16 protein-coding genes are annotated in these 15,318 nt (G+C 70.4%); 9 read left to right on the top strand and 7 right to left on the bottom strand.

Features of this window, described 5'->3' with window-relative positions; all coding sequences use genetic code 11:
* Window positions 1–99: 99 nt before the first annotated feature.
* A complete protein-coding gene (mce, locus tag ACFYW8_RS37260) occupies window positions 100–540 on the bottom strand; it encodes a methylmalonyl-CoA epimerase (protein ID WP_261707191.1) in 441 nt (146 codons plus the stop codon).
* A gap of 147 nt (window positions 541–687) precedes the next feature.
* Between mce and ACFYW8_RS37265 the strand changes: the two genes are divergently transcribed.
* Together ACFYW8_RS37265 and meaB are read left to right on the top strand one after the other, a co-directional pair.
* Entirely contained in the window at window positions 688–1,890 is a 1,203-nt protein-coding gene (locus ACFYW8_RS37265) for an acetyl-CoA C-acetyltransferase (protein WP_389089284.1), read from the top strand.
* Between the two features lie 40 nt (window positions 1,891–1,930).
* A complete protein-coding gene (meaB, locus tag ACFYW8_RS37270) occupies window positions 1,931–2,887 on the top strand; it encodes a methylmalonyl Co-A mutase-associated GTPase MeaB (protein WP_365879539.1) in 957 nt (318 codons plus the stop codon).
* Window positions 2,888–3,125: 238 nt separating this feature from the next.
* On the opposite strand, the gene ACFYW8_RS37275 is transcribed toward meaB, so the two are convergent.
* The 4 genes from ACFYW8_RS37275 to ACFYW8_RS37290 all read right to left on the bottom strand — a co-directional run bounded on the left by ACFYW8_RS37275 (window position 3,126) and on the right by ACFYW8_RS37290 (window position 5,788).
* Window positions 3,126–3,602 (bottom strand): MarR family transcriptional regulator, encoded by a 477-nt coding sequence (locus ACFYW8_RS37275; protein WP_365879541.1) that lies wholly within the window; start codon window positions 3,600–3,602, stop codon window positions 3,126–3,128.
* Between the two features lie 104 nt (window positions 3,603–3,706).
* Window positions 3,707–4,507 (bottom strand): AIM24 family protein, encoded by an 801-nt coding sequence (locus ACFYW8_RS37280; RefSeq protein WP_389089290.1) that lies wholly within the window; start codon window positions 4,505–4,507, stop codon window positions 3,707–3,709.
* Window positions 4,504–5,154, bottom strand: a complete 651-nt coding sequence (locus ACFYW8_RS37285; RefSeq protein WP_365879607.1) for an AIM24 family protein — start codon at window positions 5,152–5,154, stop codon at window positions 4,504–4,506. The genes ACFYW8_RS37280 and ACFYW8_RS37285 overlap by 4 nt, the downstream gene beginning before the upstream one ends.
* A gap of 1 nt (window position 5,155) precedes the next feature.
* Window positions 5,156–5,788 (bottom strand): AIM24 family protein, encoded by a 633-nt coding sequence (locus ACFYW8_RS37290; RefSeq protein WP_389089393.1) that lies wholly within the window; start codon window positions 5,786–5,788, stop codon window positions 5,156–5,158.
* A gap of 193 nt (window positions 5,789–5,981) precedes the next feature.
* Between ACFYW8_RS37290 and ACFYW8_RS37295 the strand changes: the two genes are divergently transcribed.
* The 4 genes from ACFYW8_RS37295 to ACFYW8_RS37310 all read left to right on the top strand — a co-directional run bounded on the left by ACFYW8_RS37295 (window position 5,982) and on the right by ACFYW8_RS37310 (window position 10,752).
* Entirely contained in the window at window positions 5,982–6,332 is a 351-nt protein-coding gene (locus ACFYW8_RS37295) for a DUF3817 domain-containing protein (protein ID WP_365879545.1), read from the top strand.
* Window positions 6,329–6,622: an MTH1187 family thiamine-binding protein gene (locus ACFYW8_RS37300; protein WP_365879547.1), complete on the top strand. Its 294-nt coding sequence runs from the start codon at window positions 6,329–6,331 to the stop codon at window positions 6,620–6,622. The genes ACFYW8_RS37295 and ACFYW8_RS37300 overlap by 4 nt, the downstream gene beginning before the upstream one ends.
* Before the next feature lie 383 nt (window positions 6,623–7,005).
* A complete protein-coding gene (locus tag ACFYW8_RS37305) occupies window positions 7,006–8,793 on the top strand; it encodes a glycosyltransferase family 2 protein (RefSeq protein WP_389089297.1) in 1,788 nt (595 codons plus the stop codon).
* A gap of 3 nt (window positions 8,794–8,796) precedes the next feature.
* The gene (locus ACFYW8_RS37310; protein WP_389089300.1) at window positions 8,797–10,752 is read left to right on the top strand and encodes a galactose oxidase-like domain-containing protein; all 1,956 of its coding nucleotides are present in this window, start codon (window positions 8,797–8,799) and stop codon (window positions 10,750–10,752) included.
* Here the strand turns inward: ACFYW8_RS37310 and ACFYW8_RS37315 are convergent.
* Window positions 10,745–11,743 carry a glycoside hydrolase family 6 protein gene (locus ACFYW8_RS37315; protein ID WP_389089303.1) on the bottom strand — a complete coding sequence of 333 codons (999 nt, stop codon included), beginning with the start codon at window positions 11,741–11,743 and terminating at the stop codon, window positions 10,745–10,747. The genes ACFYW8_RS37310 and ACFYW8_RS37315 overlap by 8 nt on opposite strands.
* 115 nt (window positions 11,744–11,858) lie before the next feature.
* Entirely contained in the window at window positions 11,859–12,842 is a 984-nt protein-coding gene (locus tag ACFYW8_RS37320) for a DUF5937 family protein (RefSeq protein WP_389089306.1), read from the bottom strand.
* Window positions 12,843–12,915: 73 nt separating this feature from the next.
* Between ACFYW8_RS37320 and ACFYW8_RS37325 the strand changes: the two genes are divergently transcribed.
* The 3 genes from ACFYW8_RS37325 (at window position 12,916) to ACFYW8_RS37335 (ending at window position 15,315) form a co-directional block, all read left to right on the top strand.
* Window positions 12,916–14,199: an MFS transporter gene (locus ACFYW8_RS37325; RefSeq protein ID WP_389089310.1), complete on the top strand. Its 1,284-nt coding sequence runs from the start codon at window positions 12,916–12,918 to the stop codon at window positions 14,197–14,199.
* Window positions 14,200–14,333: 134 nt separating this feature from the next.
* Entirely contained in the window at window positions 14,334–14,843 is a 510-nt protein-coding gene (locus ACFYW8_RS37330) for a MarR family transcriptional regulator (protein WP_365879559.1), read from the top strand.
* Window positions 14,844–14,976: 133 nt separating this feature from the next.
* A complete protein-coding gene (locus ACFYW8_RS37335) occupies window positions 14,977–15,315 on the top strand; it encodes a DUF3817 domain-containing protein (RefSeq protein WP_389089314.1) in 339 nt (112 codons plus the stop codon).
* Window positions 15,316–15,318 lie beyond the last annotated feature (3 nt).

The following is a 15,318-nucleotide window of genomic DNA, read 5'->3' on the forward strand; positions in this document are numbered from 1 at the left end:
CGGCCCTTGGTCCCGCCCGCTGGAAGGCGCCGGGACCACGGCCGTCCCCCGTAAAAGGTGACGGCCGACCCCAACCCTACCGGCCCAGATATACGGAGGTCAGTGCTCAGCCGACTCAACCGCCGCCGAAGTGACCAGTTCTGTCAGTACTCCGTGGCAATCCTTCGGGTGGAGGAAGGTGATCCGGGACCCCATGGACCCGGTCCGGGGCTCGTCGTACAGGACTCGGACGCCCTTGTTCCGGATGTCCGCGGCGTCCCCGTCGACGTCCGCGGTGCCGAAGGCGATGTGATGCACGCCCTCGCCGTTCTTGGCCAGCCACTTGCCCACGGCCGAGTCCTCGCGGGTGGGTTCGAGGAGCTGGAGGTAGGAGGCGCCGCCGTCGGACGTCTCGTTGATCTTGAGCATGGCCTCCCGGACGCCCTGCTCCTCGTTGATCTCGGAGTGGAAGACTTCGAAGCCGTACGTCGCACGGTAGAACTCGACAGTGGCGTCGAGGTCGAAACAGGCGATCCCGATGTGGTCGATTCGCGTCAGCATGGAGTCAGTGCAGCGCTCCTGGCGTGGTTACGCAACGTGCGCGCGATCACACTGCGGGCCGGATGACGGGTGGCCTACCGCTCAGTACATTCTCAGTAAACCCTCGTTCACTCCTCGGCTGTGCAGCCGGTAAGGGGATCGCACCTCATGTCTGGAACGAACAGCAGTACTTCGGTGATCGTCGCGGGCGCCCGAACGCCCATGGGGCGGTTGCTGGGCTCGCTGAAGTCCTTCTCCGGGGCCGACCTCGGTGGCTTCGCGATCAAGGCCGCCCTCGACCGTGCGGGTATCGGCGGCGACCAGGTGCAGTACGTGATCATGGGCCAGGTGCTCCAGGCCGGGGCAGGGCAGATCCCGGCACGCCAGGCCGCCGTCAAGGCGGGCATCCCGATGAGCGTCCCGGCCCTGACCATCAACAAGGTGTGTCTCTCCGGCCTCGACGCCATCGCCCTCGCGGACCAGCTGATCCGCGCCGGCGAGTTCGACATCGTGGTCGCGGGCGGCCAGGAGTCCATGACGAACGCCCCGCACCTGCTCCCGAAGTCCCGCGAGGGCTACAAGTACGGCGCGATCGAGATGCTCGACGCCATGGCGTACGACGGTCTGACGGACGCCTTCGAGGGCATCGCCATGGGCGAGTCCACGGAGAAGCACAACACCCGCCTCGGGATCCAGCGCCCGGCGCAGGACGAGATCGCGGCCCTCTCCCACCAGCGCGCGGCCACCGCCCAGAAGAACGGCATCTTCGAGGCGGAGATCACACCCGTCGAGATCCCGCAGCGCAAGGGCGAGCCCGTCGTCTTCAGCAAGGACGAGGGCATCCGCGCCGAGACGACCGCCGAGTCGCTCGGCAAGCTGCGCCCGGCCTTCGCCAAGGACGGCACCATCACCGCCGGCACCTCCTCGCAGATCTCGGACGGCGCGGCCGCCGTGGTCGTGATGAGCAAGGCCAAGGCGCTGGAGCTCGGACTGGAGTGGATCGCGGAGATCGGCGCGCACGGCAACGTGGCGGGTCCGGACAACTCCCTGCAGTCGCAGCCCTCGAACGCGATCCTGCACGCCCTCAAGAAGGAGGGCCTGGAGGTCGGGGACCTCGACCTGATCGAGATCAACGAGGCCTTCGCGGCTGTCGCGGTCCAGTCGATGAAGGACCTCGGGGTGTCCACGGAAAAGGTGAACGTCAACGGCGGCGCCATCGCCCTCGGTCACCCGATCGGCATGTCCGGCGCCCGGGTCGTGCTGCACCTCGCCCTCGAACTGAAGCGGCGCGGCGGCGGTGTCGGCGCGGCCGCCCTGTGCGGTGGCGGCGGTCAGGGCGACGCCCTGATCGTGCGGGTGGCCAAGGCCTGACCCGCGTTCGACCGACCGACCTCTCGTGAACGGAGCTGTGATGCAGGACGTCTCCTCGCTGGTGACCCAGGCCAGGGAAGGGCGGCCGCGGGCGGTGGCCCGGCTGATCTCCCTCGTCGAGGGAGCCGCACCGCAGCTCCGTGAGGTCATGGCCGCGCTGGCCCCGCTGACGGGCAACGCGTACGTGGTGGGTCTCACCGGCTCGCCCGGCGTCGGCAAGTCGACGTCGACGTCGGCGCTGGTGACGGCCTACCGGCGGCAGGGCAAGCGGGTCGGCGTACTCGCCGTCGACCCGTCCTCGCCGTTCTCCGGGGGCGCGCTCCTCGGCGACCGCGTCCGGATGTCCGACCACGCCTCGGACCCGGGCGTCTACATCCGCTCGATGGCGACGCGCGGCCACCTGGGGGGACTGGCCTGGTCGGCCCCCCAGGCGATCCGCGTGCTGGACGCGGCGGGCTGCGACGTGATCCTGGTGGAGACCGTCGGCGTCGGCCAGTCGGAGGTGGAGATCGCCTCCCAGGCGGACACCTCCGTCGTCCTCCTCGCCCCCGGCATGGGCGACGGCATCCAGGCCGCCAAGGCGGGAATCCTGGAGATCGGCGACGTGTACGTCGTCAACAAGGCCGACCGCGACGGCGCCGACGCCACCGCCCGCGAGCTCAACCACATGCTCAGCCTCGGTGAGTCGCGCGGTCCGGGGGCCTGGCGCCCGCCGATCGTCAAGACCGTCGCCGCGCGTGGTGAGGGCATCGACGAGGTCGTCGAGGCACTGGAGAAGCACCGGGCGTGGATGGAGGAGCACGGCGTGCTGGCCGAGCGCCGGCTCGCCCGCGCGTCCCAGGAGGTCGAGACGATCGCCGTCACCGCGTTGCGCCGGCGTATCGGCGACCTCCACGGCGACCGCCGCCTGAGCGCCCTCGCGGAGCGCATCGTCGCGGGCGAACTGGACCCGTACCGGGCCGCCGACTCCCTGATCGAGGGCCTCACGGAGAGCTGAGCGGCACTGCGCCGCCGTGAACGCCGGGAGTCCGGTGGGTGCCGCCGGTGCGGGCCCGCCGGCGGGCCCGCTGCCCCCGGGGCTGTGCTTCGCGTTCCCGGGGACACCGGCGTCGACGGCCGCCCTTGTCCGCGTGCGGCACGCGAGAACCCCGCGTCCGGACGCGGACGCGGGGCACGGTGCGGCCGAGGTCGCGCGCCCCGCCGAGGCGGACGGCGCGCAACTCCCCGCCCGAGGCCTAGGGCTTGCCGCGCTGCCCGAGCAGATGCTCGGCGATCGGCCGCAGCGACTTGTGCAGGTCCTCCAGCGCCTCGGGAGACACCAGGTCGATGAAGTGCCGCCGTACGGACGCCACATGATGCGGCGAGACCTTCTTCATCGTCTCCATGCCGTGCTCGGTGAGCACCGCGTACAGCCCTCGCCGGTCGGACTCGCAGTTCTCCCGGCGCACCAGATCCGCGTTCTCCATGCGCGTGATCTGGTGGGAGAGGCGGCTCTTGGACTGGAGGGTGGCGGACGCCAGGTCGCTCATCCGCATCCGTACGCCCTCCGATTCGGAGAGGTTCACCAGGATCTCGTAGTCGTTCATCGTCAGCCCGAACGGCTGAAGGTCCCTTTCGAGCTGGTACGTCAACAGCCTGTTGACCTCCAGGTGGGTGCGCCAGGCGCACTGCTCCGCATCGGTCAGCCAGCGCGTGGCCGTCTCGGTCTCCATATGTGAAGTCTACCTAAAATGTTGAAAGGCGAACTAGTGAGGGGTTGTGTGACCGTGCGCACGCGTTCGATGCGCGTTCGATGTCACACTCCGCAGACTACCGCTCACAGCCCGAAGCGACGCTGGAGGTCCCCCAGCTGTCCGGGAAGGCGCGGTGCGCCGGCTTGCCCTCCGTGCTGACCGGGCGCCCCTCCCGCGCCAGGCACTCCGGCCTGTTGCGGGACCGCCCCCGTGGCCTGCTCCGCCATCAGGATCTCGGTGGACTGGAGCAGCACCGTGCCGGCCCCCACGAACTCGAACTGGTGCTCCTCCCCGGAGGCCCCTCCGAGGCCCGTCATCGCACGTAGACCGCCCATGACGCCGGTCATGTACCCATGGTCGTAGTGGTGGCACGGGGACGGGCAGTCCGCCCATCCGACGAGGGCCTGCGGGTCCACTCTGATCGGGGGTTCCATGAACACCACCGGACCGTTTGACGCGGCCACGAACTTGCCGGTTCCGATCAGGGTCAGAAAGCCCGGCACGATCGACTGCTTGAGCGCGAGACTTGGCTGAAAAGCGAGCAAGTTGCCAGAGCGAATGGTCAGGTTGCCGTCGTCGAGGTCGTACGAATTCACGTCGAAGGCCCGGTCGGCGAGCAGCATCTTGCCCGAACCCTGTGCCACGACCCAGTCGCTCGCGTGCAGAGGCGAATGGAACGAGGTACGGACAAGACGGTCAAGTCGGCCGTGCCCGATGCCGTTGAACTCCATCGACCCGTAGTAGGCGATCATCTTGCCCTTCTGCAGGAACCACTCGCTCCCCTTGAGCTCCACGCAGAAGGTGTAGTTGTTGACGTTGTCGTCGACCGGAAGCGACATCGGATCGTGGATCACCGGGCCGCCGGGGGCTCCGTACCCGCTCAAAGCTTCTCCTCCGAGGCCTGGACGTACACCGAACCGCTTCCGCTCAGCTCCAGCTGGAAGGCCTCGCCCGAACCGCGGCCCACCATGTCGCGCCAGCCCAGTGCCGTGGACAGCTTGTTGCGCACGTCGCCGTGGTGCGCCACGTACGCCTGCGGGTCGACGTGCACCGTCCGCTGCGGGGTGATCGGGACCTCGAAGACACCGCCGTGCGCCATGACGGCCACCGCTCCGTGCCCCTTGAGGGTGGTCGTGAAGAGCCCCTGGCCCGTCACCTGGCCCCGCACCATGCCCATCACGCCGCCCTGCGAGCCCAGGAACATCGTGCCCTGCTGAAGCGCCCCGTCGAACGCCAGCAGCCGGTCCGCCTCGACGTACAGCGTGTCCCCGGTGAGGCTGATCACATGGACATGATGGCCGCCGTGCCCGAAGAGCACCGTGCCCGCGCCCTCGACGGTCATCAGGGGAGTCGCCTCGTTGGCCAGCCGGCGGCCGATCATCGACATCACCCCGCCCTGCCCGCCCTGGATGTTGGGCGTGAACGACACCTCGCCCTTGTACGCGAGCATCGCGCCGCGCTGACTGAACAGCCGTTGACCCGGCACCACGGTCGCCTCGACCATCTTCGAATTCACCTCGCGGAAGGGCATGTCAGACATCCCCCGCGATCGTGTTGCGCTCACTGGGCTGGACGTAGACCAGCCCGTCGCCCTCGAAGCGCATCTGGAACGCCTCGCCACCGCCCTCGCCGAGGAGGGTGCGGAACGTCACACCGGACTGCAGTGACTGCCGTATGTCGCCCTGGTGCGCGATGTACGCCCCCGGATCGACCGTCAACGGATACTGGCCGCTGACCCGCAGCACCACGGCGGGCCCGTCCGACATGATCGCCGCCTGGCCGTGGCCCTCGACGGTGGTCGTGAACAGACCGTTGCCCTGGGAGGCACCGCGCAGTCCCGTGAACGTCGTGCCCGTGCGCAGACCCGCGTCCGTGGCGAGCAGGTTGCTCGACTCCACGTACAGCTTGTCCCCCTGAAGAGCCACCAGGTTGATCTCCGAGGCGCGGTCCGCGAACCAGCAGGTGCCGTGCCCCTTCACCTCCATCACCGTCATCTGCTCGCCGGTGAGGCGCCGGGTCACCATCCCCCGGATCCCCTCACCACCCCCGCTCAGCTTCTTGAAGGCCATCTGGCCGTCGTACGCGACCATGGAGCCGTTCTTCGCCTTCACGGCGTCCCCGGTCATGTCGACGGCCAGCACCTTGCTGCCCTGAAGTCGAAACATCGCCACAGGTGTGAAGGTAGCCGCAGCGCCGGACGGCGGACAGAGCCCACGGGTGGATCCCGCCCCTGAGTCGCCCCCTAGGGGCCCCGGACCCGGGATCGAGCCCTTCGGATGCCACAATGTCCGGGACGCTTGTGCTTGCGTTCACAAGGCAGGCGTTCCCCCCGACAGCGAATCCCACCGAAGGTGACCCGTGGACATAAAGACCGCCACCGCACTCCGCCGGCTCCGTCTGGTCTCCGTACCGGAGGGCATCTCCTGGATCGTGCTCGCGACCTGCACGGTCATCAAGTACACCGTCACCTCCGAGGTCGACGTCGCACGGTGGCTCGGACCGATCCATGGCGTGCTGTTCACGCTCTACGTGATCTTCTGGCTCGACGCCTGGAACCGCACCAGGTGGGACCGGAAGACGGGCCTTATGTACTTCGCGTACTCGATCATCCCCGGCGGCGGCTTCGTGGCCGAGCGCAGGCTGCGCCGCGCCAGCGAGGACGCGGTGATCGCGGACCGCGCGCGTAAGGAAGGGGTCGTGAACGCATGATCGTCGCCTTCTCCGTGACACCGCTCGGTGTCGGCGAGGACGTGGGGGAGTACGTCGCCGATGCCGTCCGTGTCGTCCGTGAGTCGGGCCTGCCCAACCGCACCGACGCGATGTTCACCTCGATCGAGGGCGACTGGGATGAAGTGATGGCCGTCGTCAAGCGCGCCGTCGCCGTCGTCGAAGAACGCGCGCCCCGCGTCTCGGTCGTCCTCAAGGCGGACATCCGCCCCGGCGTGACGGACGGCCTCACGTCCAAGGTGGACACGGTGGAACGCCATCTGACGCCCTGACGCCCTGACGCCCTGCCGTCATGCCGTCATGACGGCATGACCTCCGGGTGCGGGCCCCGCACCTAGAACCCCGGTCCCCAGGACCGGGGTTCTAGCATGTCCCGGCGGCGACGGTGACGGCGACGGCCGTGACGGTGACGGCGGCGGCCGTGGCGGTGAGGGCGGCGGCGAACGGCGCCGCATGCCCGCGGTGCCACCGTCCCCGCGCGGGCGCGCAGTTCCACGTCCGGGGCCGGACGGCCGCCCCGGGAGCGAAAGTCCACCCGCCCGCACGCCCCCGCACCCCTTCGGACGCGCCCCGTTCGACACGTCGTCAAAACTCCACTTATGTGTGGGTACCAGCCAGAACGATCACGGGGCACGTTCAACCACTGGAGGGCGATGTGCGGCCCGAGGGCTACGACTACGACACCTACAGCCGACTCGCCGGACCGCTGACCCAGCCGTCCGGCGCGGGCTACCGGGTGCAGTACGCCCAGCTCCTGTCCCGCGAGCCGCACCGAATACGCGCCATCGTGCTGATGACCCTCGCGCCCGTCCTCACCGGCGCGCTCCTCGTCTACCTCGTGTGGCCCACCCACTGGGTGGAACGCGAGGGCGGCGAGCCCTGGCTGACCGCCCTCGACACGACCGTGCTCGTCGCCATCGGTCTGATCGAGTTCTTCATGGTCGTCAACGTCCTGAGCATCGCCCACGCGACGATGGCCGCGTGCGACCCCGTTCCCGTCGTCCCCGCACAGGGGACCCGGGTCGCCTTCCTCACCACGTACGTCCCGGGAAAGGAGCCCCTCGCCACGGTCCGCGCCACCCTCGAAGGTGCCGTCGGCATCACCCACACCGGCCGCCTCGACGTCTGGCTGCTCGACGAGGGTGACGACGAACAGGCCAGGGCCCTGTGCGCCGAGCTCGGGGTGCGGCACTTCACCCGCAACGGGGTGCCCGAGTGGAACCGCCCCGAGGGGAGCCACCGGGCCCGGACCAAACACGGCAACTACAACGCGTGGCTCTCCCTCTACGGTCACGCGTACGATTTCTTCGCCTCGGTCGACACCGACCACGTCCCGCTGCCCGGCTTCCTCGACCGCATGATGGGCTACTTCCGGGACCCCGACGTCGCGTTCGTCGTCGGCCCCCAGGTGTACGGGAACTACGGGAACCCGGTCACCAAGGCCGCCGAGTCCCAGCAGTTCCTCTTCCACGCCCTGATCCAGCGCGCCGGCAACCGCTACGGCTCGCCCATGTTCGTCGGCACCAACAACGTCGTCCGCATCGCCGCCCTCAAGCAGATCGGCGGGCTGTACGACTCCATCACCGAGGACATGGCCACCGGGTTCGAACTGCACCGGCACCGGAACCCCCGGACGGGCCGGCACTGGCGGTCCGTCTACACACCGGACGTCCTCGCCGTCGGCGAAGGCCCCTCCTCCTGGACCGACTTCTTCACCCAGCAGACGCGCTGGTCGCGCGGCACCTACGAGACCCTGTTCAAGCAGTACTGGAAGGCGCCGTTCACCATGCCGCCCGGCCGGCTGTTCTCGTACACCCTGATGCTCCTCTACTACCCGATGACGGCGGTCAACTGGCTTCTGGGAATGCTCAGTTGCTTCCTGTTCCTGTGGTTCGGGGCCTCCGGGACACAGGTGACGGCCTCCGTGTGGCTGATGCTCTACAGCGACGCCGCCGCCCTCCAGATCTGTCTCTACCTGTGGAACCGGCGGCACAACGTCTCACCGCACGAACCCGAGGGATCCGGCGGCCTGGCCGGCATGGCGATGTCGGCGCTGTCGGCCCCCGTCTATCTGAAGTCGCTGGGCGAGGCCCTGATCCGGCGCCCCAGCCGCTTCGTCGTCACCCCGAAGGGCCGCGACGCCAGCCCCGACCGGCTGCTGACCTTCCGCGTCCACCTCGGCTGGGCCGCGTTCCTCGCCGTCTCGCTCGCCGCGTCGGCCTTCCTCGGCCACACCCACGCGGCCATGCGGACCTGGGCGCTGCTGGCCATGGGGATCTCCCTCGCACCGGTCGCGGTCTGGGGCCGCACCCTCCTCGGGGAGCGCCGGAGCCGGCGGCTCGTACTGCCCGCCCCCACCAGGGTCCCCGACGGCGCGGAACCGGTGCCGACCGCGGCCGGTTCCCCCATGACGGTCACCGGCTCCACGACAGGAGGAACCTAGGCCATGGCGTACCGGCCCTCGAAGAAGACGAAGAAGACGGTGCTCGGCATCGCGGGAATCGCCGTCCTCGCGGGACTCAACGCCCCGGCGGCGCTGGGATTCGCCGGTGAGAAGTACTACGAGTACAAGATCTCCCAGCCCGCCTACCGGGCGAAGTACGGCTCCTGGAGCCGGATCGACATCCCCGCGAAGTACCGCACCAACGCGATCCACGCGGCCCTGCTGCACACCGGGAAGGTGCTCATCGTCGCCGGGTCGGGCAACGAGCAGAAGAAGTTCGACAAGGGGTCCTTCGACACGATCCTGTGGGATCCGAGGACGGACACCTTCAAGAAGGTCCCCACCCCGGACGACTTCTTCTGCTCCGGACACGCCCAGCTTCCCGACGGCAGACTGCTCGTGGCCGGCGGCACCGCCCGCTACGAACGGCTGGACGGCGAGGTCGTACGGGCCGGCGGCGGCATGCGCGTGAAGAACGAGAACCCGGACACCGCCGTCGTCCTCAAGAAGGGCACCGTCTTCCGCTCACCCGCCGGCGTCGACTACGTCAGCAGGGTCGACGTGACGGTCCCCAGGGCCAGACGGAACCAGGTCATCACGTACGACCGGGCCGGCGTCATGCGGCCGTGGAAGACCGAGGTCACCGCCGGCGAGGCCCGCGTCTTCGTCGAGGCCGAGGAGAAGGGACCGGGGTCGGTCACCGACCGGCAGGCCCAGTACGAGATCGTCGGCCTGCGCGGCGAGGACGCCCGCAACACGTACGGCCTCTCGGAGAGGATCACGCTGGAGAAGCAGGACTTCCAGGGCATCAGGGCCGCCTACGAGTTCGACCCGAGGGCCGAGAAGTACATCCCCGTCGACCCGATGGACAAGGCCCGCTGGTACCCGACCCTCGTCGGACTCGACGACGGACGGGTCCTCGCCGTCTCCGGCCTCGACGACCTCGGGGTCATCGACCCCGGCGACAACGAGATCTACGACCCGAGGACGAAGAAGTGGAGCCCGGGCCCGCACCGTTATTTCCCCACCTACCCGGCCCTCTTCCTCACCAAGGGCGGCAAACTCTTCTACCCGGCCTCCAACGCCGGCTACGGGCCCGCCGACCGGGGCCGTGAGCCCGGCCTGTGGGACCTGCGCACCAACACCTTCCAGAAGGTGCCCGGTCTGCGGGACGCCGACCGGACGGAGACCTCCGCCTCGCTGCTGCTCCCGCCCGCCCAGGACCAGAAGGTGATGATCCTCGGCGGCGGAGGCGTCGGCGAGTCCGGGAAGTCGACCGCCCGCACCGCCGTCGTCGACCTCAAGAAGGACAGCCCGGCCTTCAAGGACGGCCCCGACCTTCCCCAGGGCACGCGCTATCTCAACAGCGTGATCATGCCGGACGACTCCGTCTTCACCACCAACGGCTCCAAGGACTACCGCGGCCGCGGCGCCAGCAACATCCTCAGGGCGCAGTTCTACGATCCCAAGGCCAACGCCTTCCACGAGGCGGCGTCCCCGAGCGTGGGCCGCAACTACCACTCCGAGGCGCTGCTCCTGCCCGACGGCCGCGTCGCCACCTTCGGCTCCGACCCGCTGTTCGACGACCGGCAGAACACCAAACTGGGCCACTTCGAACAGCGCATGGAGGTCTTCACCCCGCCCGCCCTGTACCGGAACGGCAGGAACCGTCCGGTGCTGGGTCACGGCCCCGAGGAACTCGACGGGAACCACCGGGCGACGTTCGCCACCGACCACCCGGAACGGGTCGTCAGGGCCAGGCTGATGCGCCCCAGCGCCGTCACCCACACGACGGACGTCGAACAGCGGTCGATCCGACTGGGGCTGACGAAGACCGCGGACTCGGTCACCGTCGACGTACCGAGGGACCCGTCGCTCGTGCCGCCCGGCTGGTACATGCTCTTCGTGACGGACGGTCAGGGCACGCCGTCCGAGGCGAAGTGGATCCAGGTCAGGTGACGGAGCCGCGCGCCAGTTCCAGGGCGTAGTCCGGCCACCACCGGCCGGCCGCCGGGCCGCCGCCGCACTCCCCGTCCGACTCGCCAGGCCGCTTGATCCACAGGTAGGCGTCGAGGGCGGGCTCACCGGTGACCGTGGTCGGCGGGGTGCCGAGTGCCCGGCCCGGCGGGTTGCACCAGACGCCCTCCAGCGGACCGTTGCCGTTGCGGCTGGTGTCGACGACGAAGTGCTTGCCGCCGAGCCGTTCGGAGAGGCGGACTCCGTACTGTCCGACAACGTCGTTCGTCTGGAAGTTGGAGACGTTGAGCGAGAAGCCGTCGGCGCTCGCGATGCCCGCTCGTCGCAGGGGCTCGACCAGTTTTCCGGAATCGAGGATCCAGGCGGGGTTCCCGGCGTCCAGGTACACCTTGGCGCGCGGCTGGCGCTTCAGCCGCACGATCGCCTCGTTCAGCAGCCGCTCGCGCTCGTCCCGGTACGCGCCGGGCGTGCAGCCGTCCACGATGTGGGCGATCGCGTCGGGTTCCAGGACCACCAGGGCCCGGCCGTCGCCGAGGGCGTCGGCGAACCGGTCGATCCACCGCAGGTAGGCGTCCGCGTCCGCCGCCCCGCCCGCCGAGTGCCGGCCGCAGTCCCGGTGCGGGATGTCGTACGCCACGAACAGCGCCGTCCGTCCTTCCCGCGTCGCGGACGCGGTCGCCGAGCGGACCGCCGGGCCCGGGTCGAGCTCACCGGCCGGCCACAGGGCGACGGGCTGGTCCGCGATCCGCTTCAGCAGCAGGGCGTCCCGGGTGCGGCCCTGCTGCCGCCACAGCTCGATCTGCCGGGCCGCCGGGCCGGCCGGGTCGACCCAGAAGGGGGAGCGCGCGGCGGGGCCCGCCTGATTCGAGGCGGCACCGACGGCGGAGGCCTCGCCGGCCGCGGGCGCGGTCGTGCAGCCCGCCACGAGTCCGAGCACCGCGAGTGCCGCGAGGGCGTGGATCAGCCGGGGCATGCTGCTCCCTTGCGCGAAGGTGACGACCGGTCACCAATGGTTGCACAAGGGGGCATATCGACAGGGAAGCGGCGTGGCGTGATGAGCGCTCCCGCTCCCGGTCCCGCTCCCCGGGTCAGGCACCGCCCGACGTCAGCGCGATCCCGAGCGGCGTCCGCTCGTACAGCACCTGGTGCCCGTACCGGCGGGAGACGAGCAGGCCCGCGTCGCGCAGGGCGGCGAGATGCGCGGAGACCGACGACGGCGCGAGGCGCAGCCGGTGGGCGAGGGCCGTCGTGCCGGCCGGCTCGTCGAGCGCGGTGAGCACGGCGGCCCGGCCGCGCCCGAGGAGCCGTACGAGCACGTCGGGGGTGCGCTTCGTCGGCTCGGCCCACAGGCCGCCGATCCCGCGCGCGGGGTAGACGAGCGTCGCCTGCCAGGGAGGTTCGAAGTCGCTGATCACGTCGGGCCAGGAGAAGACGCTCGGCATGAGGACCAGGCCCTGCCCGGCCAGGTGCCGTTCGTGCCGGCCTTTGGCCTCGACGGTCAGGGTGTGGGAGCGCCAGCCGAACCGTCGGTCGATCTCCGGGAGGAGTCCGCCGAGGCCGACCTCGGCGAGCCGCCGTGAGTGGAAGGCGACGTCGGCCTCCAGCAGGGCGCGCAGCCGTGGCCAGTCCGGTTCGACGAGGGTGTGCCAGGCCTCTTCCAGCAGGTCGGTCAGTTCACGCACCATGCGGGCGGGGTCGGCCAGCAGCGCCCGGCCGCGCGGCGAGGCGAGGGCTCCGGGGGTATCGGCGAGCGAGCGCGCGCTCTCCTCGCGGACCACGTCCGGGTCGGCCGTGCGGAGGGCGGCGATCTCCTCCTCGAAGCTCGCCGCCGGGCCGAGCGGGGGCGGGCCGAGCCAGTCGGGGGAGTAGCCGCGCTGCGGCATCAGCAGCCACAGCGGGGTGAGGTCGAGTCCGGCGGCCGCCGCGCGGATGCGGCGCAGCCAGTGCGCGTGATAGCCGTGCCGCGCGGGCCGGCTGAGCGTGCGTACCGCCTCCTGCGTCTCCCACAGCGGCGACACCGCGAACCGGCAGTTGAGGAGGTCGTCCTCCGAGAAGTGCAGCAGCGACGGCATGAAACGACCCCAGAAGATTCGGCTGACGCCGAAACTCTACGGGGCCGGAGCGGGTCCGGGCACGCTGTCGCCCATGCCAGAAGCAGAGACCAGCGCCCCGAGTACCCCGAGCGCGCCGAAGGGGGCAGGCGTCCCGGAGGGCGTCGCCGAGCGCACCGGGTACGGTCCCGTGTTCGCCGTGCCCGAGTTCCGGGCCGTCTTCGCCGCGCACGCGTTCTCGTTGCTCGGACTCGTCGTCAGCGAGATCGCGCTCTCCGTCCTCGTCTACGACCTGACGGGCTCTCCGCTGCTGAGCGCCCTGACGTTCGCGCTCGGCTTTCTGCCCTATCTGATCGGCGGGACCCTGCTGGCGGGCGTCGCGGACCGCTTCCCGGCCCGCCGGGTCCTGGTGGTGTGTGATCTGGCGTGCGCGGGATGCGTGGCCGTGATGGTGCTGCCGGGCGCGCCCATCGCGGTGCTGCTCGCGATGCGGGCCGCGCTCGCCCTGGTCGCCCCGGTCTTCCAGGGAACGCGGACGGCGACCCTCGCGGACGTCCTCGGCGACGGGGAACTGTTCGTGCTCGGCCGTTCCCTGCTGCGGATCCTGTCGCAGAGCGCGCTCCTGGCCGGGTTCGGGACGGGCGGCCTGCTGCTCACCGTCGTGTCCCCGCGCCACGCGCTCCTCGTCACGGTCTGCACCTTCCTCCTCTCCGCCCTGCTGCTGCGGTTCGGCACCCGGCGGCGGCCCGCGCGGGCGCACCAGGGGGCGCCGCTCGTGCGGGACTCCCTCCGTGGGGCCCGTCAGGTGCTGGGCGACCGTCGGATCCTCGTACTGCTCCTGCTGTTCTGGGCGCCTTCGATGTTCGCCGTGGCGCCGGAGGCGCTGGCGGCGCCGTACGCCGAAGGGCTCGGGGCCGGTACGGCCGGGCTCGGCCTGCTGATGTGCGCGCTGCCCGTCGGCACGATCGCGGGGGAGCTGTTCGCGGGGTCGCGACTGCGGCCGGCGACCCGGAACCGGCTCACGCTCCCGCTGGTCTGCGTCACGCTGCTGCCCTACGCCGGCTACGCGCTGCGGCCCGGTCTCGGCTGGACGCTGGTCCTGCTCGTGCTCGCGGGTGCCGGATCGGCGTACACCCTCGGCCTGGACCAGTGGTTCGTGCGGGCGGTGCCGGACGAACTGCTGGGGCGCGCGATGACGTTGAACGCGGCCGGGCTGATGACCATTCAGGGTGTAGGGATGGTGCTGTCGGGGGTGGCGGCGGAGTTCGCCGGGGTGCGGGCGGCGGTCGTGGGCGCGGGAGTGCTGGGGACCGCGGTCTGCGCGGGCCTGGCGGTCGCGGCCCGGCGGACCGAACACGGCGGGGCGCGGGGCGAGTAGACAGATGGGGGAGCGGCGCGGACAGCGCGTGGGTCCGGCGGTCCAGGAAGCCCGGAACCCGGCCGCCGTGGGGGCGTGTACCGAAACGCGAGACGGGGCTGACCACGATGTGACCGGCCGGTAAGGTCTTTGGCGTGCCGAAGCCGCTCAGTCTTGCCTTCGATCCCATCGCCCGCGCCGACGAACACTGGCGGCAGCGCTGGGGCTCCGTGCCGTCCATGGCCGCGATCACCTCGATCATGCGCGCGCACCAGATCCTGCTGGCCGAGGTGGACTCGGTCGTCAAGCCGTACGGACTGACCTTCGCGCGCTACGAGGCACTGGTGCTGCTCACCTTCTCCAAGGCGGGCGAGCTGCCGATGTCCAAGATCGGCGAGCGGCTCATGGTGCATCCGACGTCCGTCACCAACACGGTGGACCGGCTCGTGCTGTCCGGGCTCGTCGACAAGCGCCCGAACCCGAAGGACGGGCGCGGCACCCTCGCCTCCATCACGGACAAGGGCCGTGAGGTCTGCGACGCGGCCACCCGCGACCTGATGGCGATGGACTTCGGGCTCGGGGTCTACGACGCCGAGGAGTGCGGGGAGATCTTCGCGATGCTGCGGCCGCTGCGGGTCGCCGCGCACGACTTCGACGACGTGTAGTCCGAAGGCCGGCAATCGGGCGGCGAGTGGTCCGGCGGCCGGTGGTCCGGCGGCGGGCGGAGCGCCACCGGGGCGGGCGGCGAGGCATGGGGGCGCGTGAAGATCGCGCAAAAAGGGTGGTTACCCTCGTCCCATGAAGAAGAGCGTGTTGACCCGCTACCGCGTCATGGCCTACGTCACCGGCGTGCTGCTGGTTCTGCTGTGCCTCAGCATGATCGCCAAGTACGGCCTGGGCGTCGACGGGGCCGCGGACTTCACCCGTGTCGTCGCCATCGCGCACGGCTGGCTGTACGTCGTCTACCTGGTCTTCGCGTTCGACCTGGGGTCCAAGGCGAAGTGGCCGGTCGGCAAGCAGCTCTGGGTGCTGCTGGCGGGCACGATTCCCACGGCCGCCTTCTTCGTGGAGCGCCGCATCAGCCACGAGCTGGAGTCGCAGGTCACGGAGGCCTCTCCCGAGGCCGTCAAGGCCTGATCC

Origin of the sequence: Streptomyces sp. NPDC002742 (genome assembly GCF_042888885.1) — a bacterium.
Taxonomy (GTDB): Bacteria; Actinomycetota; Actinomycetes; order Streptomycetales; family Streptomycetaceae; genus Streptomyces.

What these genes read in the sequence shown, in the direction of transcription:
- ACFYW8_RS37275 (WP_365879541.1), bottom strand. Translation starts at nt 3,602, where the DNA reads ATGGAGACCGAGACGGCCACGCGCTGGCTGACCGATGCGGAGCAGTGC.
- meaB (WP_365879539.1), top strand. Translation starts at nt 1,931, where the DNA reads ATGCAGGACGTCTCCTCGCTGGTGACCCAGGCCAGGGAAGGGCGGCCG.
- ACFYW8_RS37320 (WP_389089306.1), bottom strand. Translation starts at nt 12,842, where the DNA reads ATGCCGTCGCTGCTGCACTTCTCGGAGGACGACCTCCTCAACTGCCGG.
- ACFYW8_RS37325 (WP_389089310.1), top strand. Translation starts at nt 12,916, where the DNA reads ATGCCAGAAGCAGAGACCAGCGCCCCGAGTACCCCGAGCGCGCCGAAG.
- ACFYW8_RS37290 (WP_389089393.1), bottom strand. Translation starts at nt 5,788, where the DNA reads ATGTTTCGACTTCAGGGCAGCAAGGTGCTGGCCGTCGACATGACCGGG.
- mce (WP_261707191.1), bottom strand. Translation starts at nt 540, where the DNA reads ATGCTGACGCGAATCGACCACATCGGGATCGCCTGTTTCGACCTCGAC.
- ACFYW8_RS37315 (WP_389089303.1), bottom strand. Translation starts at nt 11,743, where the DNA reads ATGCCCCGGCTGATCCACGCCCTCGCGGCACTCGCGGTGCTCGGACTC.
- ACFYW8_RS37285 (WP_365879607.1), bottom strand. Translation starts at nt 5,154, where the DNA reads ATGCCCTTCCGCGAGGTGAATTCGAAGATGGTCGAGGCGACCGTGGTG.
- ACFYW8_RS37310 (WP_389089300.1), top strand. Translation starts at nt 8,797, where the DNA reads ATGGCGTACCGGCCCTCGAAGAAGACGAAGAAGACGGTGCTCGGCATC.
- ACFYW8_RS37265 (WP_389089284.1), top strand. Translation starts at nt 688, where the DNA reads ATGTCTGGAACGAACAGCAGTACTTCGGTGATCGTCGCGGGCGCCCGA.
- ACFYW8_RS37335 (WP_389089314.1), top strand. Translation starts at nt 14,977, where the DNA reads ATGAAGAAGAGCGTGTTGACCCGCTACCGCGTCATGGCCTACGTCACC.
- ACFYW8_RS37300 (WP_365879547.1), top strand. Translation starts at nt 6,329, where the DNA reads ATGATCGTCGCCTTCTCCGTGACACCGCTCGGTGTCGGCGAGGACGTG.